The sequence below is a fragment of the Nonomuraea sp. NPDC049655 genome, from assembly GCF_044465465.1.
In the GTDB taxonomy this organism is placed as follows: domain Bacteria; phylum Actinomycetota; class Actinomycetes; order Streptosporangiales; family Streptosporangiaceae; genus Nonomuraea.
In genome coordinates this window covers 1-22,827 of record NZ_JBITLS010000007.1, presented here as the reverse complement: position 1 = coordinate 22,827, position 22,827 = coordinate 1, and the positions used below count along the sequence as shown (strand labels likewise).

The following is a 22,827-nucleotide window of genomic DNA, read 5'->3' as shown; positions in this document are numbered from 1 at the left end:
ACATGGCGGGACTTCTGCTCCGGCGGCTGCGTGACCTGGTTGTCATCCTGCTGATCGTGGGCACGATGATGTTCTTCGTCATCCGCCTGATCCCGGGCGACCCGGCCATCGCCATCCTCGGCCCGACGGCCAGGCCGCAGGACGTCGAGGCGCTGCGGCAGAGCATGGGCCTGACGGGCTCGCTGTGGCAGCAGTACCTGAGCTGGCTCGGCAACGTGGCGGGCGGCGACTTCGGCTCGTCGATCACCTACCACGCGCCGGTGGCAGGGGTGGTGGCCGAGCACTTCGTCCCGACGCTGACCCTGGCGGTGATCAGCACCGTCCTCAGCTTCGTCGTCGCGGTGCTGGTCACCTCGTGGAACGCGGTCTCGCCGCGCAACCCCGTGGCCCGCGCGCTCAACCTGCTCTCCTCGCTCGGCATGGCGATCCCCGACTTCTGGATCGCGCTGATCCTGGTGCTGGTGTTCGCCGTGTCGCTGCGCTGGTTCCCCTCCAGCGGGTACGCCGACCTCTTCGCCGATCCGGTCGCCGGGGTGCCGATGCTGGTGCTGCCGGTGGTGTGCCTGGTCATCGGGCAGTCGGCGCTGTTCACGCTGACCCTGCGGGAGAGCGTGCTCGGCGAGCTGCCGCAGACGTACCTGCGCACCGCGCGGGTCAAGGGCCTGTCGGAGCGGCAGGTCATGCTCAGGCACGTGCTGCCGAACGCGCTCATGCCGCTGATCACCCAGCTCGGCAGCAACTTCGCGATGATGGTCGGCGGCATCGTGATCATCGAGTCGATCTTCGTCATCCCCGGGCTGGGCTCGTTGCTCATGGGCGCGGTCTCGACCCGGGACTTCCCGCTCGTCCAGGGCGTGACGCTGTTCGTCGCGCTGATGTTCGTGGTCGTCAACCTGGTCGTCGACCTGTCCTACGCCCTCCTCGACCCCAAGGTGCGTGTTTCGTGACTTCCGAGGCCGTCGCCGGGCGCGTCGGGACGGCCGGGTGGCCCTCCGCGGCCTCCCGCGCCTGGCGCCGCAACCGGGTGCTGATCACCGCCACCGCGCTGCTCGTCCTCGTCGTGCTGGCCGTCGTGCTGCTGCCGGCGTTCCTGCCGGACGCCAACGCGACCGACCCGGTGCACCGGCTGCTGCCGCCCTCGGCCGACCACCTGCTCGGCACCGATTCCTACGGCCGGGACGTGCTGAGCCGCCTGGTCTCCGGCGGCCGGGCCTCGCTCGGCCTCTCGGCGCTCATCACGCTCTGCGCGGCGTTCACCGGCATGGTGATCGGCCTGGTCAGCGGCTTCTACCGGACCGTGGACGCGATCGTCATGCGGATCATGGACGCCTGGATGTCGTTCCCGGCGATCATCCTGGCCATGGCGCTGGCCATCGGGCTCGGCGCCAGCATCTGGACCGAGCTGATCGCGCTGACGGTCATCTTCACGCCGTTCACGGCCCGGGTGATCCGCAGCCGGGTGCTCGGCGTGGCGGCGCGGCAGTACATCGGGGCGGCGCGGGTGTCCGGCATGCGGCCGGCGAAGATCCTGTTCGTGCACGTGCTGCCCAACGTGCTGCCGCTGGCGCTGGTGCAGGTCGTGATCCTGTCGGCCTCGGCGATGCTGGTGGACGGCGCGATGAGCTTCCTCGGGCTGGGCATCGCGCCGCCCACTCCGACGTGGGGCAACATGATCGCCGAGGGGCGGTCGTACCTGACGCAGGCGCCGTGGCTGATCGTGCTGCCGGGTGCGGCGATCATGTTCTGCGTGCTGCTGCTGAACCTCATCGGGTCGAGCATGCGCAACGTGGTGGACGCCCGCGCCCGGTCGATGAGCGAGCTGCAGAAGCTGCGCACCCGCCGTCCGGCATAGTGACGGCACGGTGACGGCTCAGTGACGGCTCAGTGACGGCGGGCCCGCGCGGGGACCCCGGCGATCGCCGCCGGGCGTCCCCGCGCCCGCGTCAGAGGCTCCCGGCCCGGCACGTCGCAGGTCAGGGGCCCAGACGCCGTCGGCGCGCACGTCGCGGTCCAGCCACAGGTCAGGGGGCCCAGACGCCGTCGGCGCGCACGTCGCGGTCCAGCCACAGGTCGGCCAGGGCCGCGCGCACCTGCGGGCCGTGCTCGCGCCACAGCCGCAACGCGCCCAGGTTGTCCTCCAGCTGGGCCATCCGGCTCACCCCGAACAGCACGTTGGCCACCGCCGGATGCTCCAGGCAGAACACGATCGCGACCTGGGCGGGCGTCGCGCCGAACTCGTCCGCGACCCGGGCGACGGCGTCCGCGGCCTGCCTGACGGCCTCCCGGATGCCGCCCGGGTCCGCGCCGATCTTCCGTTCGGGGAACTTCCTGCCCACCAGGATGCCGCCCTCGAAGACGTCGCTGGCCTGCAGTGCCAGCGCGCCGGAGGCGAAGTGCCGGCCGTAGAAGCCGCCCTCGGCCATCGAGCGCCGGGCGATGCTGTACTTGAGCTGGGCGAAGCTCGGCGGCGTCAGGCCCTCCTCGGCGGCGAAGCTCAGCGCGAGGTCGACGTCCTCGGCGATCCAGTTGTTGACGCCCCAGCTCGTGAAGCGGCCGGCCGCGATCTGCTCGGCGACGTCGGTCACGATCCGCCGGATGTCGGGCCGCTGCATATAGTCGCCGACCACGACGGTCTCGGCGCTCTCGACGCCGACGCGGTCGAAGCTGACGTCGAGCTGCTCGCGGAAGCCCGTGCGCGGGTACTCCCACAGCCACAGCTTGCCGCAGAGCTGCCAGTCGTCCCGGCTCGCGCCGGCCTCGCGCACCGCCCGGCCGAAGATGAGGTCCGTACGGGCCTGCTCGGCGTGCGGGCCCATGTTGTAGTGGGCGACGTCGAAGAGGGTCACCCCGGCGTCGAGCGCCGCCCTGATCAGGGCCACCGCGTCGCCGAACTCCATGCGGTCCCAGGTGTTCCAGGAGCCCAGCCCGAACAGGGACGTCGTCGTGCCGCCCGGTCCGAGGCGCCGTGCCGGAACCCGCTGTGTGTCGCTCACGTCGATCCACTCCCTGCCGGATGAAGCCTTTTTTGTCTACGCTTGTATAATAATAAACCCAGGACGCCCGCGCAGCCCCGTCTGCGAAGGCCCGCACCGAACAGGAACCCCCACATGAGCGAACCTGTCGTTCCCAGGACCGTCCTCGTCACCGGCGGCGCGAGCGGCATCGGCCGCGGCGTCGCCGAAGCCTTCGCCGCGGCGGGCGATCGGGTGGTCATCGCCGACCTCGACGAGGCGCGGGCCAGGGCGGTCGCCGCCGGGCTCGGCGCCCACCACGTCCAGCTGGACGTCGGGGACGCCGCCTCCGTCGAGTCCGCCGTCGCGGCCGTCGCCGCCGAGCACGGCGACATCGGCGTGCTGGTGAACAACGCCGGGCACACCGCGGGCGGCGGCCCGCTCATCGGGCTCGACGTGGACGTCTTCGACGCCTGCGCCCGGGTCAACTTCCGCGGCACGTTCCTGATGACCCGGGCCGTCGGGGCGCACATGGTGCGGCGGGGCGTACGTGGCTGCATGGTCAACATCTCCTCCATCGGCGCCCGCCAGCCCACGCCCGGCCTCGGCCACTACGAGGCCACCAAGGCCGCCATCGACGCCCTGACCCGCTCGGCCGGCATCGAGCTGGCCCCCCACGGCATCCGCGTGAACGGCGTCGCCCCCGGGCCGGTGCTCACCCCGATGACGGCCATGTTCGCCACCGACGACGCGGCCAGGAAGGCGTGGGAGGCCCGGATCCCGCTGGGCTCGATCGCCCAGGTGGCCGACATCGTCCCCGCCGTGCTCTTCCTGGCCTCCGACGGCGCCCGCCACATCACCGGCGTCAGCCTCCAGGTGGACGGCGGCCAGCTCCTGGCCTGACCCCGCCACCGGCGGGGCCGGGCCGCCACCCGGCCCCGCCGCTCAGTCCGCGGACACCCGTCTCAGTCCAGGGACACCCCTTCGCGCAGGTGGACGATCCGGCCCGCGGTCACGGTGGCGTCGACCGCGACCTGCGGCAGGTCTCCCGGCGCGACCTCCAGGGGGTCGCGGTCCAGCACGCAGAAGTCGGCGGCCTTGCCCCACTCCAGCGACCCCTTCCACGCCTCCGCGCCGTCCTGGACGGCGGGCGCCGTGGTGTAGCAGCGCAGCAGGCGGGTCATCAGCCGGGGGCGCGGCGCCCGCTCGCCCAGCAGCCCGCACGCCGCCGCCACCTGCGCCCGCCAGTCGGGCGTGGTCACCGGCCCGTCGCTGCTCAGGGTGAACGTCATCCCGGCGGCCAGCAGCTCCTGCAGCGGCCAGGCCGTCCCGGCGACCTCCGGGCCGAGCGCGCCGGCCACCCAGTCGGCGGTGGCCGCCGCGATCAGCGGCTGCGTGGTGAGGCCCATGCCGAGCCCGGCCATGCGGGCGATCTGGGCGGGGTTCACCAGGTCGCCGTGGATGACGTAGTGCCGCCTCGCGGCCCCGCGCTCGCCCGCCGGCTCGGCCACCAGTTCGGCCACCGTGTCCACGAACGCGTCGATGGACCGGTCGCCGGTGGCGTGCACGCCGACCTGGAGGCCCGCGCGGTGCGCCAGCCGGATCATGGCGCGCAGGTTGTGCTCCCGCGCGGCGTCGTCCGCCCCCGCCACCAGCAGCGATCCGTGGCCGCCCGAGGTGTAGCGGTGGCAGGTCCAGGCCGAGCCCATGGGCGGGATGCCGTCGGCGAAGATCTTGAGCCCGGTCACGTTGAGCCAGGCGGGGTCGGTGCGGGGGAGGGGCGCGTCCAGGCCGGCGGCGACGTCCTCCAGAGTGCTGGGGCCGTCGAGGATGCCGAACAGCCGCAACGCGGTCACCCGTGCCCGCAGCTCGCCCTCCTTCGCCAGCGTCGCGTAGGTGTCCAGGACGGCCTGCGAGAAGCAGCCGGTCTCGCCGTCGTCCTCGCCGGGGCCGAGGCCGGGCTCGGTGTAGCTGGTGATGCCGAGCGAGGCGCAGATCCGCCCGGCGCGCAGGATGGCGGCCCGCCTGGACTCCTCGTCGGCCAGCAGCCGGCCCTGGTGGGCGGACAGGCCGTTCTCGCTGATCAGCGTGTCCGGCCAGACCGCTCCCAGCCAGGCGGCGTGCAGGTGCGAGTCGTTGATGCCGGGCAGGACCGTCCGGCCGGCCAGGGAGAGCACCCGGGTGCCGGGTCCGGCGTGCGCCAGGGCCTCCTCGTCCGTCCCGACCGCCACCAGGCGGCCGGCGCGCGCCGCCAGGCCGCTCGCCCGCCCGTCGCGGGCGTCGAAGGTGAGCACGTTGCCGCCGACCGCCACGAGGTCCGCGTACTCGTCCGCTGACACCGGGTTCCTCCCGAGGGGCTGTAATTGTTTGTCAACGAGTGTAGATTAACCACACTTAACGGTCGAAAGCCACGAAGGTGACCATGCCTACGAGAACCGCCGCCGCCGTCCTCACCGAGCACGGCAAGCCCCTCAGCCTTCAGGACGTCCCGCTGCCCGACGCCGTCGAGCCCGGCGCCGCCCTGGTGCGCATCACGTGCACCACCCTGTGCGGCACCGACGTGCACCTGTGGGCCGGCCAGATGACGTTCCCCGGGATGCTGCCGATGATCCTCGGCCACGAGATGGTCGGCGAGGTCGTCGAGGCCGGGCCGGGCACCACCGACGCCCTCGGCCGCCCGATCGCCCCGGGCGACCGCATCGGCTGGTCGGAGTCCACCTGCGGCCACTGCTACGGCTGCGCCGTGCTGCGCCAGCCGGTCGCCTGCGCCAACCGCGGCTACGGCTTCACGCAGCGCGCCGACCGCCCCCCGTACGCCACGGGCGGCCTGGTCGAGTACTGCTACGTGACCCCGGGCGCGGCCAAGCTGCTGCTGCCCGCCGACGTCAAGGACACCTGGGCCTCGATGTCGGGCTGCGCGGCCAAGACCGTGCTGCGCGCCGTGGACCGGGCCGGCGGCGTCAGGACCGGTTCCACCGTGGTGGTGCAGGGCGCGGGCGCGCTCGGCATCTTCGCCACGGCCGTCGCCAGGATCGCCGGCGCGGGCACCGTCATCACCGTGGGCGGCCCGGACGACCGGCTGGCCGCCGCCCGGCGCTTCGGCGCCGACGCGACCGTCTCGACCGACCTCGGCAAGGACGAGCGCGTCGCCCGGATCAGGGAGCTGGCCGGGGAGCGCGGCGCGGACTACGTGTTCGACCTGGCCGGCGCGCCCACCGTGGCCGAGGAGGCGGTCGCGGTGGCCGCCCAGCGCGGCACCGTGGTGATCGTCGGCTCCACCGGCTTCGAGCTCGCGCCCGTGCCGCTCGGCGCGGTCATGGGCAAGGAGCTGACCGTCGTCGGCTCGCTCAACGGTGACATCGCCGACTACCACCGCTCGATCGAGTTCTTCCAGACCTTCGCCGCCCGCATGCCGTGGGACGAGCTGTTCAGCGAGCCCGTCGGCCTGGCTCAGGCCACCGCCTGCGTCGAGTCGATGTCCAGGCTCGGTGAGATCAAGGCCGTCATCGACCCCCGCCTGCCCTAGGAGACCTGCCGTGCAGACCATCCCGCGCCGCCGCATCGGCCGCACCGGACCGGAGACGGGCGTGCTCGCGCTCGGCTCCTGGCACACCTACGACCGCATGGACTTCCACGACGCGGTCGCCATGATCCGCGAGGCCGTGGACCACGGCATCGACCTGTTCGACGTCGGCGTCTACGGCTTCCCCGGCATGCCGCCCGTGTTCACCGACGTGATCTTCTCGGCCCTGGTGCGCGCGGCCGGCCTGCGCCGCGAGGACTACCTGCTCTCCTCCAAGCTGTGGCTGGAGGGCTACCCGGAGCACAGCCTGCGCGACCAGCTGCTCAACGCCCTGTTCCGGGCCGGCGCCGACCACGCCGACCTCGTGGTGCTGGGCGACCTGCGGCACGACGGCGTGGACCTGCACCGGCTCGTCCTCGACCTGGCCGGCCTGGCGAAGGAGGGGCTGATCCGGAGCTGGGGCGTCAACAACTGGTCGGCCTCGAACGTGCAGACGCTCATCGACGCCGCCGCCGGCGGGGGCGTCGAGGGCCCGGCCATCGCGCAGCTGAAGTACAGCGTCTCGCGCCGCTCGATCCCCGACGGCGCGCCGTTCGCCCGCATCTTCGCCCAGGGCGTCACGCTGCAGTCCTCCGACGTGCTGGAGGGCGGCGTGCTGCTGGGCAAGGGCGTGGACCGGCAGGTCGGCCGCGACCCCGGCGGCATCAGGGAGCGCATCGCGGCCTCGGCGGCGGAGCTGGCCGCGATCGCCGCCGGCCTGGACGCCACCCCGGCGCAGGTGTGCGTGGCCTTCACGCTCACCCACCCGGCCAACACCACCACCCTGTTCGGCGCGACCAGCCTGGACCAGCTGCGCGACAACCTGGCGGCCGTGGAGCTGGTCGAGCGGGTCGGCGCCGAGGAGCTGCGGGCGCTGGTGGCGCCGCTGTGGGCCGACCGGGACGCCGTCGATCCGGAGGGCCCGTGAGCACGCCGCCGAGCAGGGGGTACGAGGGTTTCGGCGGCACGGCCCGCGAGCTGGCCTCGCAGTCCACGCCCTGGTGGCCGCGGCCGCGGCGGGCGCGTCCCGGGGCGCCCAACGTGGTGGTGGTGCTGGTGGACGACCTGGGGTTCAGCGACCTGTCGCCGTTCGGGTCGGAGATCGACACGCCGCACGTGCAGGCGCTGGCCGAGTCGGGCTACCGGTTCAGCAACTACCACAGCACCCCGCTCTGCTCGCCCTCCAGGGCCGCCCTGATGACCGGGCTCAACCCGCACCGGGCCGGGTTCGCGATGGTGGCCCACGTGGACCCGGGCTATCCCGGCTACCGGATGGAGATCCCGCGGGAGGTGCCCACGCTGGCCGAGTCGTTCCGGGCCGGCGGGTACGCGACGTTCATGGTCGGCAAGTGGCACCTGACCATCGAGTCCAAGCTGCACGACGGCGCCGACAAGAGCTCCTGGCCGCTCCAGCGCGGCTTCGACCGCTACTACGGCTCCATGGACGGCTTCACATCCCTGTTCCACCCGCACCGCCTGATCAGCGACAACGGCCCGATCCCCGACGAGGGCTTCCCGGACGACTTCTACCTGACCGACGCCCTCACCGACCGCGCCATCGGCATGATCAACGGCCTGCGCGCCAACGACGCCGACAAGCCGTTCTTCCTCTACTTCGCCCACCAGGCCGTGCACGGCCCGGTGCAGGCCAAGCCGGCCGACGTCGCCAAGTACCGCGGCCGCTACGACGCGGGCTGGGCCAGGATCCGCGAGGAACGCTTCGCCCGCCAGCTCCGCGACGGCCTCTTCCCCGAGGGCACCCGGCCGTCCGACCCGGACCTGGCGCCGTGGGAGGAGCGCACCGAGCTGTACGCCCGCCACATGGAGGTCTACGCCGCCGCCGTGGACGCCGTGGACCAGAGCCTCGGCCGGCTGGTCGAGCACCTCAAGCGCATCGGCGAGTACGACAACACCGTCATCGTCGTCACCAGCGACAACGGCGCGACCGCCGAGGGCGGCCCGGAGGGCACCCGCAGCTACCTCAGCCGCTTCGTGCACCTGGCCGGCCTGCCCGACGACTGGTGCCACGACGTGCCGCGCGACCTCGACCTCGTCGGCGGCCCCCAGGTCCACGGCCACTACCCGCGCGGCTGGGGGAACGTCTCCAACACCCCGTTCCGCCGCTACAAGGGCCACGCCTACGCGGGCGGCATCCACGTGCCGTTCGTGTTGTCGTGGCCGGCCGGGCTGCCCAGGCAGGCCGGCGACCCGGGCGTGCGCGACCAGTACGCCTACGTCACCGACGTCGCGCCCACCCTGCTCACGCTGGCCGGCCTGGACCACCCGCAGGACGTGGACGGCGTGCCGTTCGACCACTTCCTGCGCGAGCGCGACCGGCCGAGCCGGCACCGCTCGCAGTACGTCGAGAGCGGCGGGCAGCGCGGCTACTTCGAGGACCACTACAAGCTCATCGCCCCGCACCTGCCCGGCACGCCGTTCACCGACGACGGCTGGGAGCTGTACGACATCGCCCGCGACCCGGCCGAGACCACCGACCTGGCCGCCGAGCAGCCGGAACGGGTGGCCGACCTGGCCGCGAAGTGGCGGGCGGCGGCCTGGCTCAACACGGTCTTCCCGCTGGCCGACACGCCGGACATGCTCAACACCCGGCCGCCGGCCGAGCTGGCGCTGTCGGAGCCGGTCACCATCCACCCGGGCACCCCGGTGCTGGAACGGTTCCGGTCGAGCAGGCTCACCTCCATGCGGTCGTTCACGATCGAGGCGTGGCTGGAGCGGCGGCCGGGCGACGAGGGCGTGATCGTGGCCCACGGCGACCAGGGCGGCGGCTACGTCCTGTACGTCGAGGACGGCGAGCTGCGGCTGACGTACAACGCCTACGGCGTGCCGGTGCGGGCGGCCGGCCCGATCCCGGCGGCGGGGCCGGTGACCGTCACGGCCCGCTTCACGGCGCTGCCGGAGGTGCGCTGGGACGTCGAGGTGCTGGTGGACGACAAGCCGGTGCTGGCCGTCGAGCGGGTCCCGCAGCTGGTCGGCATGGCGCCCTTCACCGGCATCAGCGTCGGCTTCGACTACGGCGGCCCGGTGGACTGGGAGCTGCACGAGCGCCGGGGCGTGTTCCGCTACCGGCGCGGCCTGGACCGGGTGCGGTACGTCCCGGGGGAGAAGGCGCCCTACAACCCGGAGATCATCGCGCTGGCCGAGGACCTGGCGCAGCGCGCGATCGAATGACGGGTCACAGGTGGTAGGCGTACTCGCCGAACTCCCAGTCGGTGACGTGCCGCTGGAAGCGGGCGACCTCGTCGCGCTTGTAGGCCAGGAAGGCGGCGGTGAAGTCCTTGCCGAGCAGCTCGGTGAGCTCGCCGTCGGCCTCCAGGGCGTCCAGGGCCTCGGGCAGGGTCATCGGCAGCACCGGGGCCTTGGAGGCGTCGTAGCCGTACCCGACGAGCGGCGCGGGCGGCTCCTGGGCCGCCCGCACCCCCAGCAGCGCGGCCGCCGCGGTCCCGGCGACCAGCAGGTACGGGTTGGCGCTGGCGTCGCCGAGCCGCAGCTCGAAGCGGGCGCCCGCGCCGCGCTCCGGCGGGACGCGGAGCATCGCGCTGCGGTTGTCGAGCCCCCAGTCGACGAGCCAGGGGGCCAGCGTGTCGGGGCCGAACCGCTTGTAGGAGTTGACCGTCGGGTTGGCCAGCGCCGCCAGCGCGGGGGCGTGGGCCAGCACGCCCGCGATCGCGTGCCGCGCGGTCGCCGACAGACCGTACGGCGCGGCCGGGTCGTCGAAGGCGTTGCCGCCGTCCTCGCCCAGGCACGACAGGTGCAGGTGGAACCCCGACCCGCCCTCGTCGTTGAACGGCTTGGCCATGAACGTCGCCAGCCTGCCCTCCACCCGCGCCAGCTCCTTGACCGCGGCCTTGAACCAGAAGGCCCGGTCGGCCGCGTCGAGCGCCTCGGAGTGCCGCAGGTTGATCTCGAACTGGCCGCTGCTGAACTCGTGGTTGCCCGCCGTCACGCCGAGGCCGAGGTCGCGCAGGTGCCGCAGCGTGCGGGTGAGGTGGCCGTCGGGGTCGCCGCGGCGGCCGGCGGTGTAGACGTTGCCGGTGGCCTCGGCGTAGCGCTGCCAGCCGCCCGCGGGGGCCGGGTCGCACAGGAAGTACTCCAGCTCGGGCCCGACGACCGGGCGCAGGCCCTGCTCGGCGCACCGGGCCAGCACGGCGCGCAGCAGGTCGCGGGGCGACTCGGGGGCCGCGGCGCCGGTGGCCGGGTCGACGACGTCGCCGTGGCACCAGGCCACGCCGGGCTCCCACGGCAGCGGGGCGAGCGTGGCCAGGTCGGGAACGACGGCGATGTCGGGCAGCCCCGCGTCCAGGCCGCCGCTGATGTCGGCGGTGCCGCCGCGCGGGGTGGAGTGGTAGACGGCGCGGCAGAAGGCGAGGCCGTGACCGAGGGCGTCGGGCAGCGCCTCCAGCAGGACGTCGCGGGCGCGGTCGGTCCCGGTCAGGTCGGGGTAGGTCACGCGGACCACGTCGACGCCCCGCTCGGTCAGGCGGTCGATGTGCTGCTGCACCGGTCTCTCCTAGGGTCGTTTGACGCCAAACGTAACGGCCCTGTATTGGCTGCCGCAAGAGCTGTTGACCGATCGGCCTGGATGTTCATATTTTATTTGGAACCAAACGAGTTCCAGGAGGACCATCTTGGCCGGCGTCCGCGGCTACTTCCATCCCAAGACGGCCACGGGCCGCTCGTCCCTCGTGCCGGAGCCGCCCTGGCACTACTCCGGCGACCTGCTCACGATCGAGTACCGCACCGACCCCGACCGGGTGCGTGAGCTGCTGCCCGAGCCGCTGGAACTCGCCGCCGAGGACCCGGGCGCGGTCGCGCTCATCTGGGCCGACTGGCAGTCCTGCGCCGCCTCCCGCGAGGAGCTGCTGGACCCGGTGCGCTCGCAGTACAAGGAGGCGTTCGCCGTCGTCCGGTGCTCCTACCGGGGGCGGACCTACTCCAGGTGCGTCTACATCTGGGTGGACAAGGACTTCGCCCTCGCCAGGGGGCTGCACCAGGGCTATCCGAAGAAGCTGGGGTCGATCCACCAGACCAGGCCGCACCCGTACGGCCCCGCGCCGCGCATCGAGGCGGGCGCCCGGTTCGGCGCGACGCTGGCCGCCGCCGACCGCCGCCTGGCCCAGGCCGTGGTGACCCTGCGCGAGCCGTCGCCGCACAACGGGTTCGTCAACGGCCACCCCATGGCCCACCACCGCTGGCTGCCCGCCATCGGCAAGGGCGGCGGCCTGGCGCTCGACGAGCTGGTCGAGTCCGGCGCCGCCGCCTTCGAGGCCGGCCAGGCGTGGGCGGGCGACGCCGAGCTGGAGCTGTTCGACGCCCCCACCGAGGAGCTGTCCCGGCTGGCCGTCCGCGAGCCCATCGGCGCCTACTTCCGCCAGGTCGGCGTGGTGTGGGACGGCGGCACGCTGCTGGAATCCGGCACCTCCGGCGCGCACTAGCCCCTTGAGATTGGAAGCACCCGACATGTCCGAACAGATCACCGTCGCCGGGGTCACCGTCGACACCCGCCACTGGATCGGCGGCCGGCGCGTCGCCTCCGCGCGCACGTTCACCGACCTCTCGCCCATCGACGGCGCCGCGCTCGGCGAGATCGCCCGCGGCGGCCCCGACGAGGTGCACGCCGCCGTCACCGCCGCCCAGGACGCCTTCCCCGGCTGGGCCGCCACCCCGCGCGCCGGCCGGGCCGCCGTGCTGCGGGCCATCGCCGACGGCGTCGAGAAGCGGCTGGAGGAGCTGGCCGCCGTCGAGACCCGCGACAACGGCGCCCTGCTGCGCTCGCACCGCCGCGGCGTCATGCCGCGCGTGGCGCACAACTTCCGCTTCTTCGCCGACTGGCTGGAGGGCCTCGGCCACGACGACTTCGACACCCGCGGCCACGCCAACCACGTCTCCTGGGACCCGGCCGGCCCCTGCGCCCTGATCACGCCGTGGAACGCGCCGCTCATGCTGGCCACCTGGAAGATCGCCCCCGCGCTCGCCGCCGGGAACACGGTGGTGCTCAAGCCCGCCGAGTGGTCGCCGCTCACCGCCTCCCTGCTGGCCGACGTCGCCGCCGCGGCCGGGCTGCCGGACGGCGTGCTCAACGTCGTCCAGGGGTTCGGCGAGGAGGCCGGGCAGGCCCTGGTCGAGCACCACGGCGTGCGCCGCGTCAGCTTCACCGGCTCGGTGCCGACCGCGCGGCGCATCGCCCGCTCGGCCGCCGCCAACCTCACCCCGCTCAGCCTGGAGCTGGGCGGCAAGTCGCCGCTGCTGGTCTTCGCCGACGCCGACCTCGACCTCGCCGTTGATCTGGCCGTCGAGCAGTACGACAACGCCGGGCAGGTCTGCCTGGCCGCCACCCGGCTGCTGGTCGAGGCGCCGATCGCCGAGGAGTTCGTCCGCCGTTTCACCGAGCGGGCCACGGCCCTGGTCCAGGGCGACCCGCGCGACGAGGCCACCGACGTCGGCCCCAACATCCACCCGCGCCAGGTGGAGAAGATCGACGGGTTCGTCCGGCGGGCCCTCGCGGCCGGGGCGCGCGCCGTCATCGGCGGCGAGCGCGGCGACGGCCTGTACTACCGGCCCACCCTGCTCACCGACGTGGCCCAGGACAGCGAGATCGTCCAGGAGGAGGTCTTCGGCCCGGTGCTCACGCTGCAGACGTTCGAGACCGAGGAGGAGGCCGTCCGGCTGGCCAACGACACCCGCTTCGGCCTGGCCGCCACCGTCGCGACCGGCGACCGCGAGCGCGCCCGCCGGGTCACCGAACGGCTGGTGGCGGGCACGGTGTGGGTCAACTGCTTCTTCGTGCGCGACCTGCGCGCGCCCTTCGGCGGCTCCCGCGAGTCCGGCGTCGGTCGCGAGGGCGGCACCTGGAGCTTCGACTTCTACTGCGACCTGAAGAACACCGTCACCGCGCCGAAGGGCTGGAACGACCATGGGTGAGATCGTCGGTGCCGGCCTGCTGGCGCACGTCCCCACCATCGTGCTGCCCGAGCCCACCCGGCTGGAGCTGAACGAGGGCAAGGAGATCACCCTCGTCACCGGCCTGCGCGAGCTGCGCCGGGACGTCTTCGAGCGCGACGACTACGACACCGTCGTGGTGCTGGACTCCCACTGGGCCACCACGGTCGAGTTCGTGGTCACCGCCCAGGCGCGCCGGGCCGGGCTGTACACCTCCGAGGAGCTGCCGCGCGGCATGTGCCGGATGCCGTACGACTTCCCCGGCGACCCCGAGCTGGCCCGCAACGTGGCCTCCTTCGCGGACCGGCACGGCACCTGGATCACCCCCATCGACGACGAGTACCTGCCGATCTACTACGCCACCACCAACCTGTGGAAGTACCTCGGCGAGGGCCTGCCCAGCAAACGCTGGGTGAGCATCGGCGTCTGCCAGACCGGCGACATGGAGGACCACCTGCGGCTCGGCCGCGCGCTGGCCGACGGCGTCGCGGCCACCGACCGCCGGGTGCTGGTGATCGCCTCCGGCGCGCTGTCGCACACGTTCTGGCCGCTGCGCGAGCTGCGCGACCACGAGTCCAGCGACCCGCGGCACGTCTTCACCCCCGAGGCCCGCGCCGCCGACCTGCGGCGCATCGAATGGTTCCGGCAGGGCCGGCACGACGAGGTCCTGCGCACGATGCCGGAGTTCCGGACGTACAAGCCCGAGGCCCGCTTCCACCACTACGTCATGCTGGCCGGCGCCCTCGGCGAGGAGCGCTGCACGGCCCCCGCCCGGCAGTACGGCGAGTACGAGAACTCCGTCGGCACCGGCCAGGCCCTGCTCTGGTTCGACCGCCCGGCCAGCGGCTGGACCGCACCCCGACAGGAGAACGCCCATGCCTGAGTACCGCCGCGTCCTGCTGGACGGCGCCGTCACCGAGACCGTCCGCGACGGGGACGAGCTCGTCGCCGCGGACGGCCGCCGAGTCAGCGCCGACGAGGCCGCGCACCTGCCGCCGGTCGTCCCCACGAAGATCATCGCGGTGCACCTGAACCACCGCAGCCGGGTCGAGGAGTTCCGGACCCGGCTGCCGGACGCGCCGACCTACTTCCACAAGCCCACCTCCTCGCTCAACTCCCACCGGGGCGCGGTCGTGCGGCCGCAGGGCTGCAAGTGGCTCAACTACGAGGGCGAGATCGCCATCGTCATCGGCCGGACCTGCCGCAACATCGCCCCCTCCGAGGCCGGCGCGCACATCGCGGGCTACACCGTGGCCAACGACTTCGGGCTGCACGACTTCCGCGACACCGACGCCGGCTCGATGCTGCGCGTCAAGGGCTCCGACACGCTCTGCCCGCTCGGCCCCGGCCTGGTGACCGGCTGGGACTTCCGCGGCAAACGCCTGCGCACGTACGTCAACGGCGAGGTCGTCCAGGACGGCAACACCGACGAGATGACCTGGGACATGCACTACCTGGTCGCCGACATCGCCCGGACGATCACCCTCTTCCCCGGCGACGTGCTGCTGTCGGGCACCCCGGCGGGCTCGCGGCCCGTCCGGCCGGGGGACGTCGTCGAGGTCGAGGCCGAAGGGCTCGGCCGGCTGACCAACCACGTCGTCACCGGGCCGGTGCCGATCCGCTCCGACGTCGGCGCGCAGCCGACGGAGTCGGAGGAGGTGCGCTCGACCGCCCTCGGCGGCGACTGGGAGTTCCGCGGCATCCGCCCGCCACACCGCTCGTAGCGTCGGGGGTGGCGGCCCGCCGCTGGTGAGCCGCGGGGCGCCTGTGAGCGTCCGGGGGCGGCGGCCCGTCGTCCCCCGGAACTCACAGGGGGTGGCTGAGGATGCGGCGGCCCTCGTCACGGAAGCCGCGCTTGCCGTAGTAGGCGAACAGGTGGCTCACGTCGGCGCCGTTCGGGGCGATCACGATCTCCAGGGCCGTGCAGCCCTGGGCGGCGGCCCACCGGCGGCTGTCCTCGATCAGCCGCTCCGCCTCGCCCCGCCGCCGTGCCCTCGGCGCGACGAACAGGTCCTCCAGCTCGGCGTACAGCCCCTGCTCCAGCCCGAACGTGGTCGTGGTGATGCCGAACGCGACCAGCCGCCCCTCGCCTTCGCCCTCGCTCTCGCTCACCGCGACCCGGACGCCGGGCGCGGCGATCAGCCTGGCGAGGTTGGCCTTCAGCGTCTGCGCCGGGGTGGTGAAGCCGTCCTCGGCGTAGAAGGCGACGGCGAGGTCGTGGAGTGCGGGCAGGTCCTCAGGGACGGCGGCGCGGATCATGACAGCCATGATGCCCCGACTCGCGGACGAGCGCGTCGAACAGGGCCTGCTGGGCCGGATCGCGATGGGCGGTGTCCTCGGGATGCCACTGCACGGCGGCGAACCAGCCGGGCGCGCCGTCGAGCTCAACGGCCTCCACCGTGCCGTCGGCGGCGTGCGCGGCGGGGGACAGGCCGTCGCCGAGCCGCTCGACCCGCTGGTGGTGGAAGCAGGACGCCTCCACCTTCGCCGTCCCGGCCGCGCGTTCCAGCAGGGTGCCGGGGCGCAGCGACACCGGGTGCACGACGTGCCGGTGGCCGCCCTCGGGGCCGCCCATGTCCTGCTCCAGCGTGCCGCCGAGGGCCACGTTGACGACCTGGAGGCCGCGGCAGATCGCCAGCGTGGGCAGCCCGGCGGCCAGGGCGTGGCGGGCCAGGGCCAGATCGAAGGCGTCCTGGACGTCGTCCACGTCGTAGACGTCCTGGTGGGTGTCGGGAGCGCCGTAGCGGTGGGGGGCCACGTCGCCGCCGCCGGGCAGGAGCAGGCCGTCGAACCTGGCCATCCGGGCCGCCGCGCCGTCCACGCCGTCGGTGGCCGCCGGGTGGATCGTGGCCGGTTCGCCGCCCGCTCGCCACACGGCCTCCACCAGGGCGCGGGCGCTCACCTCGGCGGCGTGGCGCAGGGCCGAGGCGGTGGCGGAGAAGCGGGCGGGGATCGCGATCAGCGGTCTCACAGCTGGATCCAGGTGGTCTTGAGCTCGGTGTACTTCTCCAGCGCGTGCGCCGACTTGTCGCGGCCGTTGCCCGACTGCCGCATGCCGCCGAAGGGCACGGTCAGGTCGCCCTCCTCGTAGCAGTTGACCCAGACGGTGCCCGCCCTCAGCGCGCGGGCGACGCGGTGCGCGGTGCCCAGGTCGGAGGTCCACAGGCCGGCCGCGAGGCCGTACTCGGTGTCGTTGGCCAGGCGGACGGCCTCCTCGACGTCGTCGAAGGGCAGCACGGACAGCACCGGGCCGAAGATCTCCTCCCTGGCCAGCCGGGAGCCGGGGTCCACCCGGTCGAAGACGGTGGGTTCGAGGTAGGCGCCGCCGGTGCCGGCCAGGATCCGGCCGCCGCCCGTACGCAGCCGCGCGCCCTCGGCGAGACCGGCCTCGACGTGGCCGCGCACCCGTTCCAGGTGGGCCTCGCCGACCAGGGCGCCCATCTCCGTGGCCGGGTCGAGCGGGTCGCCGACGCGCAGCGCGCGGGCGCGGGCGACCACGGCCTCCGTCACCCGGTCGGCCACCGACCGGTGGACCAGCAGGCGGGACGGCGCGGTGCACATCTCGCCCTGGTTGAAGAAGATGCCCCAGGCGGCGGTGGCCGCGGCGGCCTCCAGGTCGGGGGCGTCGGGAAGGATGATGTTGGGCGACTTGCCGCCCAGCTCCAGCCACACGCGCTTGAGGTTGGAGTCGGCCGAGTAACGCAGGAAGTGCCGCCCGACGGCGGTGGAGCCGGTGAAGGCCAGCACGTCCACGCCGGGATGCAGGCCGAGCGCCCGCCCGGCGGTTGGGCCGTCGCCGGCGACCACGTTGAGCACGCCCGGCGGCAGCCCCGCCTCGGTGGCCAGCCGTCCCAGCTCCAGGGCCGACAGCGGCGACAGCTCCGACGGCTTGAGCACGACCGTGCACCCCGCGGCCAGGGCGGGGGCCACCTTCCACGAGGCCAGCGTGAGCGGGAAGTTCCACGGCACGACCGCGCCGACGACCCCGGCGGGCTCGCGGGTGACCAGGGCGAGGGCGTCGGCGGGCACGTGCGGGGCCTCGTCGGCCAGTTTGCCGGCCAGCTCGCCGTACCAGCGGAAGGTGGTGATCGCGGCGCGCAGCTCGATGTCGTGCGCGTCGGTGATCGGCTTGCCCATCTCCAGGCTGACGAGCAGCGCCAGGTGCTCGCGCCGCTCCTCGATCAGGGACGCCAGCCGAACCAGCGCCCGCCCGCGCTCGGCGGGCGCCATCCGCGGCCACGGCCCGGAGTCGAACGCCCGCCGCGCCGCCGACACCGCGAGCCCGACCTCCGCCTCGCCGCCGTCGGCCACCTCGGCCAGCACCCGGCCGTCGCGCGGCGAGCGCGCCGTGAAGGACGCGCCGCCGGGCTCGTCGGCGCCGTCGATGTGGTGCGCGGACGGCGGCGCGACCGCCGCGGCCCGGCTCAGCCATTCCTCGTGGGTCACGACGCGCCCCGCTCCCCGGCGGCCACCGCTTGTTCGGTGGCGAACGTCTGGTCGAGCGTCGGCATGTCGCCGTTGACCGGCATCGTCGGCCCTTCTGTCGCGGACGGGTGCTTCGAAAATGTACGGTCCCAAACGATTAGTCGTCAATGGCCTGCCGCCGCGTGCGGGGAACCGGGCCCGGTTCCCCGCTCGTTGGCCGGTCGTCACTCCGAGTCCGTGGAGGATCCTTGTTACGACTCGCCTGCCTCGCGCTCGTCGCCGTCCTGGCCGCCGGCTGCACCGTCGCCGACACCGGTCCGCCGGCCGCGCCGGAGGAGACCGAAGAGGTCATCGACGACGAGCCCGACGGCGAGTCCGACGCCGCGGCGCAGGACGAGTCCGTCCGCATCGCCGTCTGCGTGGACACCGGCACGCAGGCCAGGGCCGACTACCGCCCGTGCGAGGACGAGCGCCGGGGTTACGCCTGGTACTTCTACGCCGGCGACGCCACCGTCCCCGCGGTGGGCGAACGGGCCGACGGCGGCACCTACGAGGACCCCGGGGACGACGAGCTCACCAAGGCGTCGCCGCAGGGCGGCCCCGGCGCCGAGACCGCCATCGAGACGCCCTCGGAGTGGGTCGAGGTGTGCGTCGCGAAGCCGTCCCGGCGGCGCGTGGTCAACAACTTCTGCGAGGACCGGCAGGGCGGCTACGGCTGGTACTACATCGCCATCGACGGCCGCGTGCCGCCCGTCGGCGAGCGGGCCGACAACGGCGCCTTCAGGTTCTACGGCGGCGACAGCTACCGGGCCCGCGAGTCGGGCGGCGACGCGGCGGACGCCGCGATCGGCTACGAGGAGACCGTCGAGGAGTAGGGCCCACAGGCCGGAAGCCCGAGCTGCTCAACCGCCGCATCATCGTGCACCCGGCCGACCCGACGAAGGTCACCTACGACGACCGCGACACGCCGTTCAGCCTGACGAGCTACCAGGAGATGGACCGGGTCACGGCCGAATGGCGGCGGCCGGCCGAGCGGGCCGCCCGCGTCCGGGTGCCGCTCACCGTCACCGGGCCGGGCGGGACGAGCGTGACGGTCAAGGCGGTCGTGGACAACCCGGCGGGCCCGGTCAAGGGGTTCGTCGAGGCTGGCGGGCAGGTCGCCGTCGACGCCGCGCACCACGACCGGGCCGTCGGCGCCTGGCGGACCATCCCCGACCTCGGCCGCAGCTCAGACGGCGTGACCCCGCGCCCGGTGACCGCCCCGCGGGTCACCCCCGGCGGGGACAGCCCGCGGCTGGAGTACACGATGACGCTGTTCACGGCCGGTCAGGTCAAGGTCTCGGCGCTGCTGTCGCCGCGCAACAACGTCCTGCCGTCGGACGGGCTCAGCTACGCCGTCTCCATCGACGACCAGCCGCCCCGGACGGTGAACGTCACGGCCGTGACCGGCGCCGACGGCACGACCATGAACCGCCAGTGGGAGCGCAACACGTCCGACAACGTCAACGAGACCACGACCGTGCACACGGTCACTGCTCCCGGCAGGCACGTGCTGAAGTTCTGGATGGCGGACCCGACCGTCGTCCTGCAGCGGCTCGTGGTGGACACCGGCGGGCGCCTGCCCGGCTACCTGGGGCCGCCGGAGAGCCGGCGGGCGTTGTAGACGACCTTCGGCGGCCGGCCGCCGAACAGCTCGCTGACCGTGACGAACCGGTAGCCGCGGGCGGACAGGCCCCTCAGCACCCGCGGGAGGGCCTTGACCGTGGTCGGGTGGATGTCGTGGAACAGGATGACGCTGCCGGGGCGGACCCGCTTGAGCGAGACGCGGGCCACCCTGGCGCTGTCGCGGTAGCGCCAGTCGAGGGTGTCCACGCTCCACAGGACCAGCGGCCGGTGCGCCTGCCGCCGCACGTCGCCGTCCGTCGCGCCGTACGGGGGACGCACCAGGCCGGGCACGACGCCCGCGGCCGACTTCACGGCCTGGTCGGTGCGGGCGAGCTGGGACCTGATCGCGGCCGGCGACAGCCGGGTCAGGTCGGGGTGGGACCAGGTGTGGTTGCCCAGCTCGTGCCCCGCCTCGACCGTGCGGCGCACCACGTCGGGGTGGAGGCCGACGTTCTGTCCGACGACGAAGAACGTGGCGTGGGCCCGGTACTTCGCCAGGTGGCGCAGCAGCGTCCCGGTGTAGGGCCCCGGGCCGTCGTCGAAGGTGAGCGCCACGCACTTGACCTTGCGGCAGTCGGGCTTGCCCGCCTCGGCGGGCTCGGCGGGTTTGGCGGGCCCCGTGGGCTCGGCGGTCTCGGTGGGCTCGGCGGACGGCCCGGTCCGGTCCTGCTTGTGGCCGGGCTTGTGGTCCGGCTTGTGGTCCGGCTTGTGGTCGGGCTTCGGCTCGGGGGAGGCCGACGGCGCCGGGTGGGTGGGGGAGGGCGTGGGGTGGGCGGGGGTGGCCCCCATGAGCGCGGTCGTGACGGCCAGTGTCGCCGCGGTCATCCCGATACCGGACAGGTACCGCTTCATGCCGCCGTTCATGACGTTCCCCCTCATGCACCGCCCCCGGTGCGTCATCCCCTGAGACCGGCCCAGAAGGACCGTTCCAGAGAGTTGGACACCAGATCGGCCCGCAAGGTTCGCAAGAGTGGTCATCGGCGGATGAAGGTTTCTCCCATGCTCATTGGGCAGAAGTGTCCGCACGTGACAGCGCAGACCGTTCAATGAAGAAGTTGACGCCTTGTCAGGCACGGGAGGCATCGAGGATGCGGAACGGCCGGACCAGTACGACGCTCGCCCTCGCGGGGCTCCTGCTCGCCGGATGCGCCTCCGGCGGCGGCGGCGCCCAGCCGCCGGGCGGCCCGCGGCAGGCCGAGGGCCCGGTGGCCAAGCTCGCGATCACCCCGGCGGACGGCGCCAAGAAGGTCGCCCCCGACACCGGGATCAGCGTGCGGGTCACCGGCGGCAAGGTCACCAAGGTGACCGTCGCCGACGCCAAGGGACGCCAGGTGACCGGCTCGACGGCGGCCGACGGCACCTGGCGGCCACGGTGGCCGCTGCGCCCGGCGACGTCGTACACGGTGAGCGCGCAGGCCACCGGCACCGACGGCAAGGCCGTCACCGGGCGGTCGTCCTTCACCACGCTCAAGCCCAGGCGGGCTCTGCAGAGCGGCATGTCGCCGCTGGACGGCGAGAAGGTCGGCGTCGGGATGCCGGTCCAGCTGCTGCTGTCCCACCCGGTCACCTCCAGGCAGGCCCGCGCGGCGGTCGAGCGCTCGCTGGTGGTGGAGATGTCCGAGCCGGTCGAAGGCGCGTGGAGCTGGGTGAGCGACCGCGAGGTGCAGTTCCGGCCGCGTGAGTACTGGCCGGTGGGGGAGAAGGTCAAGGTCGTCGCCCACCTGGCCGGGCTGCGCGCGGGCGAGGACCTGTGGGGGACCAGGGACCGCAGCCTGTCCTTCACCGTCGGCCCCCGGCACGTCACCAAGGTGGACGCCGACCGCCACCGGGCCGTCGTCACCGCGGACGGCAAGGTCGTCCGGACGATCCCCGTCAGCCTGGGCAAACCCGGCGACGACAGCTACTCCGGCACCATGATCGCCCAGGAGAAGGCCGCGGAGACCGTCATGGACTCGGCCACCATCGGGGAGCCGGGCGAGTACCGGATCAAGACCAAATGGAACGTCCGGATGACCTACAGCGGCACCTTCTTCCACGCCGCGCCCTGGTCGACGGGCGCGCAGGGCAACTCCAACGTCAGCCACGGCTGCGTCAACGCCAGCCCCGCCGACGCCCGCTGGTTCTACGACTTCACCCAGCGCGGCGACGTCATCCAGGTCACGGGCACCTCGCGCAAGCTGCGATTCGGCAACGGCCCGACCCCGTGGGCCAAGTCGTGGACGGAATGGCTCGCCGGCAGCGCCACGGGCAAACCCGTGACCGGCTAGACCGTCATCTGACGGCAGGACCTGCGCGAACATCAGAATGTCGCCTTGCCCGCGGGGGCCCGCACCACGATCATGTCGCCAATGGACGCCGACGTACCCCTGGACTACTACCTGATCTACGCCGCCGACCGTGGCCGCGGAACACTTCCCCTGGGCATCCTGGTCGAGGAGTTCGTGCTCTGCGACGACTACACCGCCGCGGGCATCGACTGCGCGGAATGGACCGCCGAGTGCGGCGAGTGGCGCGAGTCGCCCGGATCCAGCCGGGCCATCCGCGCCGACCCCGCGCTGCGCGACCGGGTGCTGCCCGTGACCCGGCGCGACGCCCGCGAGACCTACTCGATGCTCGGCGGCGGCGCGCTGCCGGAGGAGGCCGAGCTGCGGGCCTTCTTCCAGTACCGCCAGGCGCTCCCCGCCGCGGCCCCGCTCGACCTGGGCGGCTCCCCTTCGGCGCAGACCCGGCGCTACCGCATCCTGTTCGCGGGCGAGCTCGGCGAGCGCGGCCTGGCGAACGTGAGCACCGTCCTGCGCCTGGAGCCGCCGCGGGAGAACCCGCGGGCCAGGATCGCCGGCACCGCCACGGCGACCGCCGCCGGGCACACCTTCACCTGGGAGCTGCGGCGCATCGGCCCCGGCATCGCCTGGTGCCTGGACGTCACCGTACGCCTGAGCGCCGGCCCGCTGGCCGCCATCGGCGCCCTGCTCCACCACCACCGGCAGGCGATCCGCGGCCAGGGCCTGATCCCGGTCACGATCGAACGCTTCGCCTGACCCCGGACAGCGGGGAAGTCGCCTGGTGCGTGGCCGGTCAGGGGAAGGGCCGGGGACGGCGTTCGCGTGGCGTGCGGCCGGTCAGGGGAAGGGCCGGAGGGAGCCGTTCGCGCGGCGTGGGGGCCGGGCGGGTGTACCGGCCCCCCCCCCCCCCCGACCGCGGGCCCGGGGCCGGGGGAACCGCCCCCCCCCGCGCCGCGGCGCGGGGGGGGGGGGGGGGAACCCGCCG

The 22,827-nt window shown here is 73.6% G+C and carries 21 protein-coding genes; 14 read left to right on the top strand and 7 right to left on the bottom strand.

Annotated features, from left to right (window positions below):
* Positions 1–2 precede the first annotated feature (2 nt).
* Complete coding sequence (locus tag ACIBQ6_RS22905) at positions 3–947, top strand: ABC transporter permease (RefSeq protein WP_397214296.1); 945 nt, start codon at positions 3–5, stop codon at positions 945–947.
* Positions 944–1,852, top strand: a complete 909-nt coding sequence (locus ACIBQ6_RS22900) for an ABC transporter permease (RefSeq protein WP_397214294.1) — start codon at positions 944–946, stop codon at positions 1,850–1,852. Before ACIBQ6_RS22905 ends, ACIBQ6_RS22900 begins: the two co-directional genes overlap by 4 nt.
* A gap of 169 nt (positions 1,853–2,021) precedes the next feature.
* On the opposite strand, the gene ACIBQ6_RS22895 is transcribed toward ACIBQ6_RS22900, so the two are convergent.
* Entirely contained in the window at positions 2,022–2,993 is a 972-nt protein-coding gene (locus ACIBQ6_RS22895) for an aldo/keto reductase (RefSeq protein WP_397214292.1), read from the bottom strand.
* 114 nt (positions 2,994–3,107) lie between these two features.
* Between ACIBQ6_RS22895 and ACIBQ6_RS22890 the strand changes: the two genes are divergently transcribed.
* Positions 3,108–3,854, top strand: coding sequence for an SDR family NAD(P)-dependent oxidoreductase (locus ACIBQ6_RS22890; RefSeq protein WP_397214290.1), 747 nt, complete (start codon positions 3,108–3,110; stop codon positions 3,852–3,854).
* 62 nt (positions 3,855–3,916) lie between these two features.
* Here the strand turns inward: ACIBQ6_RS22890 and ACIBQ6_RS22885 are convergent, their stop codons facing one another.
* The gene (locus ACIBQ6_RS22885; RefSeq protein ID WP_397214288.1) at positions 3,917–5,290 is read right to left on the bottom strand and encodes an amidohydrolase; all 1,374 of its coding nucleotides are present in this window, start codon (positions 5,288–5,290) and stop codon (positions 3,917–3,919) included.
* An 83-nt stretch (positions 5,291–5,373) separates the two neighbouring features.
* On the opposite strand from ACIBQ6_RS22885, the gene ACIBQ6_RS22880 reads away from it, so the two are divergent.
* The 3 genes from ACIBQ6_RS22880 to ACIBQ6_RS22870 are packed head-to-tail and all read left to right on the top strand — an operon-like array spanning position 5,374 to position 9,702.
* Complete coding sequence (locus tag ACIBQ6_RS22880; protein ID WP_397214285.1) at positions 5,374–6,477, top strand: zinc-binding dehydrogenase; 1,104 nt, start codon at positions 5,374–5,376, stop codon at positions 6,475–6,477.
* Between the two features lie 10 nt (positions 6,478–6,487).
* Complete coding sequence (locus tag ACIBQ6_RS22875; protein WP_397214283.1) at positions 6,488–7,441, top strand: aldo/keto reductase; 954 nt, start codon at positions 6,488–6,490, stop codon at positions 7,439–7,441.
* Positions 7,438–9,702 carry an arylsulfatase gene (locus ACIBQ6_RS22870; protein ID WP_397214281.1) on the top strand — a complete coding sequence of 755 codons (2,265 nt, stop codon included), beginning with the start codon at positions 7,438–7,440 and terminating at the stop codon, positions 9,700–9,702. Before ACIBQ6_RS22875 ends, ACIBQ6_RS22870 begins: the two co-directional genes overlap by 4 nt.
* A 4-nt stretch (positions 9,703–9,706) precedes the next feature.
* Here ACIBQ6_RS22870 and ACIBQ6_RS22865 read toward each other — a convergent pair whose 3' ends face one another.
* Entirely contained in the window at positions 9,707–11,032 is a 1,326-nt protein-coding gene (locus tag ACIBQ6_RS22865; RefSeq protein WP_387672912.1) for a glutamine synthetase family protein, read from the bottom strand.
* A 127-nt stretch (positions 11,033–11,159) separates the two neighbouring features.
* Here ACIBQ6_RS22865 and ACIBQ6_RS22860 point away from each other — a divergent pair, with 127 nt between their 5' ends.
* From ACIBQ6_RS22860 to ACIBQ6_RS22845, 4 genes are read left to right on the top strand one after another with little or no spacing between them, the layout of a single operon-like run.
* Positions 11,160–11,966: an acetoacetate decarboxylase family protein gene (locus tag ACIBQ6_RS22860; RefSeq protein ID WP_358292430.1), complete on the top strand. Its 807-nt coding sequence runs from the start codon at positions 11,160–11,162 to the stop codon at positions 11,964–11,966.
* A gap of 25 nt (positions 11,967–11,991) precedes the next feature.
* On the top strand, positions 11,992–13,452 hold the full coding sequence (locus ACIBQ6_RS22855; RefSeq protein ID WP_397214279.1) for an aldehyde dehydrogenase: 1,461 nt from the start codon (positions 11,992–11,994) through the stop codon (positions 13,450–13,452).
* A complete protein-coding gene (locus tag ACIBQ6_RS22850) occupies positions 13,445–14,353 on the top strand; it encodes a 3,4-dihydroxyphenylacetate 2,3-dioxygenase (RefSeq protein ID WP_397214277.1) in 909 nt (302 codons plus the stop codon). The genes ACIBQ6_RS22855 and ACIBQ6_RS22850 overlap by 8 nt, the downstream gene beginning before the upstream one ends.
* A complete protein-coding gene (locus tag ACIBQ6_RS22845; protein ID WP_397214275.1) occupies positions 14,346–15,194 on the top strand; it encodes a fumarylacetoacetate hydrolase family protein in 849 nt (282 codons plus the stop codon). The genes ACIBQ6_RS22850 and ACIBQ6_RS22845 overlap by 8 nt, the downstream gene beginning before the upstream one ends.
* An 82-nt stretch (positions 15,195–15,276) precedes the next feature.
* Here ACIBQ6_RS22845 and ACIBQ6_RS22840 read toward each other — a convergent pair whose 3' ends face one another.
* From ACIBQ6_RS22840 to ACIBQ6_RS22830, 3 genes are read right to left on the bottom strand one after another with little or no spacing between them, the layout of a single operon-like run.
* The gene (locus tag ACIBQ6_RS22840) at positions 15,277–15,729 is read right to left on the bottom strand and encodes a GNAT family N-acetyltransferase (protein ID WP_397214273.1); all 453 of its coding nucleotides are present in this window, start codon (positions 15,727–15,729) and stop codon (positions 15,277–15,279) included.
* Positions 15,707–16,441 carry a gamma-glutamyl-gamma-aminobutyrate hydrolase family protein gene (locus ACIBQ6_RS22835; RefSeq protein WP_397214271.1) on the bottom strand — a complete coding sequence of 245 codons (735 nt, stop codon included), beginning with the start codon at positions 16,439–16,441 and terminating at the stop codon, positions 15,707–15,709. The genes ACIBQ6_RS22840 and ACIBQ6_RS22835 overlap by 23 nt, the downstream gene beginning before the upstream one ends.
* Entirely contained in the window at positions 16,438–17,916 is a 1,479-nt protein-coding gene (locus ACIBQ6_RS22830) for an aldehyde dehydrogenase (protein WP_397214269.1), read from the bottom strand. Before ACIBQ6_RS22830 ends, ACIBQ6_RS22835 begins: the two co-directional genes overlap by 4 nt.
* Positions 17,917–18,143: 227 nt before the next feature.
* Here ACIBQ6_RS22830 and ACIBQ6_RS22825 point away from each other — a divergent pair, with 227 nt between their 5' ends.
* Entirely contained in the window at positions 18,144–18,770 is a 627-nt protein-coding gene (locus ACIBQ6_RS22825; protein ID WP_397214267.1) for a hypothetical protein, read from the top strand.
* Positions 18,771–18,814: 44 nt separating this feature from the next.
* Entirely contained in the window at positions 18,815–19,558 is a 744-nt protein-coding gene (locus ACIBQ6_RS22820) for a hypothetical protein (RefSeq protein ID WP_397214265.1), read from the top strand.
* On the opposite strand, the gene ACIBQ6_RS22815 is transcribed toward ACIBQ6_RS22820, so the two are convergent.
* Positions 19,522–20,424 carry a polysaccharide deacetylase family protein gene (locus tag ACIBQ6_RS22815; RefSeq protein ID WP_397214263.1) on the bottom strand — a complete coding sequence of 301 codons (903 nt, stop codon included), beginning with the start codon at positions 20,422–20,424 and terminating at the stop codon, positions 19,522–19,524. The genes ACIBQ6_RS22820 and ACIBQ6_RS22815 overlap by 37 nt on opposite strands.
* A gap of 224 nt (positions 20,425–20,648) precedes the next feature.
* Between ACIBQ6_RS22815 and ACIBQ6_RS22810 the strand changes: the two genes are divergently transcribed.
* On the top strand, positions 20,649–21,827 hold the full coding sequence (locus tag ACIBQ6_RS22810; protein WP_397214261.1) for an Ig-like domain-containing protein: 1,179 nt from the start codon (positions 20,649–20,651) through the stop codon (positions 21,825–21,827).
* A gap of 81 nt (positions 21,828–21,908) precedes the next feature.
* Positions 21,909–22,598 (top strand): hypothetical protein, encoded by a 690-nt coding sequence (locus ACIBQ6_RS22805; RefSeq protein ID WP_358292460.1) that lies wholly within the window; start codon positions 21,909–21,911, stop codon positions 22,596–22,598.
* Positions 22,599–22,827 lie beyond the last annotated feature (229 nt).

What these genes read in the sequence shown, in the direction of transcription:
- ACIBQ6_RS22880 (WP_397214285.1), top strand. Translation starts at nt 5,374, where the DNA reads ATGCCTACGAGAACCGCCGCCGCCGTCCTCACCGAGCACGGCAAGCCC.
- ACIBQ6_RS22855 (WP_397214279.1), top strand. Translation starts at nt 11,992, where the DNA reads ATGTCCGAACAGATCACCGTCGCCGGGGTCACCGTCGACACCCGCCAC.
- ACIBQ6_RS22890 (WP_397214290.1), top strand. Translation starts at nt 3,108, where the DNA reads ATGAGCGAACCTGTCGTTCCCAGGACCGTCCTCGTCACCGGCGGCGCG.
- ACIBQ6_RS22850 (WP_397214277.1), top strand. Translation starts at nt 13,445, where the DNA reads ATGGGTGAGATCGTCGGTGCCGGCCTGCTGGCGCACGTCCCCACCATC.
- ACIBQ6_RS22845 (WP_397214275.1), top strand. Translation starts at nt 14,346, where the DNA reads ATGCCTGAGTACCGCCGCGTCCTGCTGGACGGCGCCGTCACCGAGACC.
- ACIBQ6_RS22840 (WP_397214273.1), bottom strand. Translation starts at nt 15,729, where the DNA reads ATGATCCGCGCCGCCGTCCCTGAGGACCTGCCCGCACTCCACGACCTC.
- ACIBQ6_RS22815 (WP_397214263.1), bottom strand. Translation starts at nt 20,424, where the DNA reads ATGAACGGCGGCATGAAGCGGTACCTGTCCGGTATCGGGATGACCGCG.
- ACIBQ6_RS22810 (WP_397214261.1), top strand. Translation starts at nt 20,649, where the DNA reads ATGCGGAACGGCCGGACCAGTACGACGCTCGCCCTCGCGGGGCTCCTG.
- ACIBQ6_RS22805 (WP_358292460.1), top strand. Translation starts at nt 21,909, where the DNA reads ATGGACGCCGACGTACCCCTGGACTACTACCTGATCTACGCCGCCGAC.
- ACIBQ6_RS22905 (WP_397214296.1), top strand. Translation starts at nt 3, where the DNA reads ATGGCGGGACTTCTGCTCCGGCGGCTGCGTGACCTGGTTGTCATCCTG.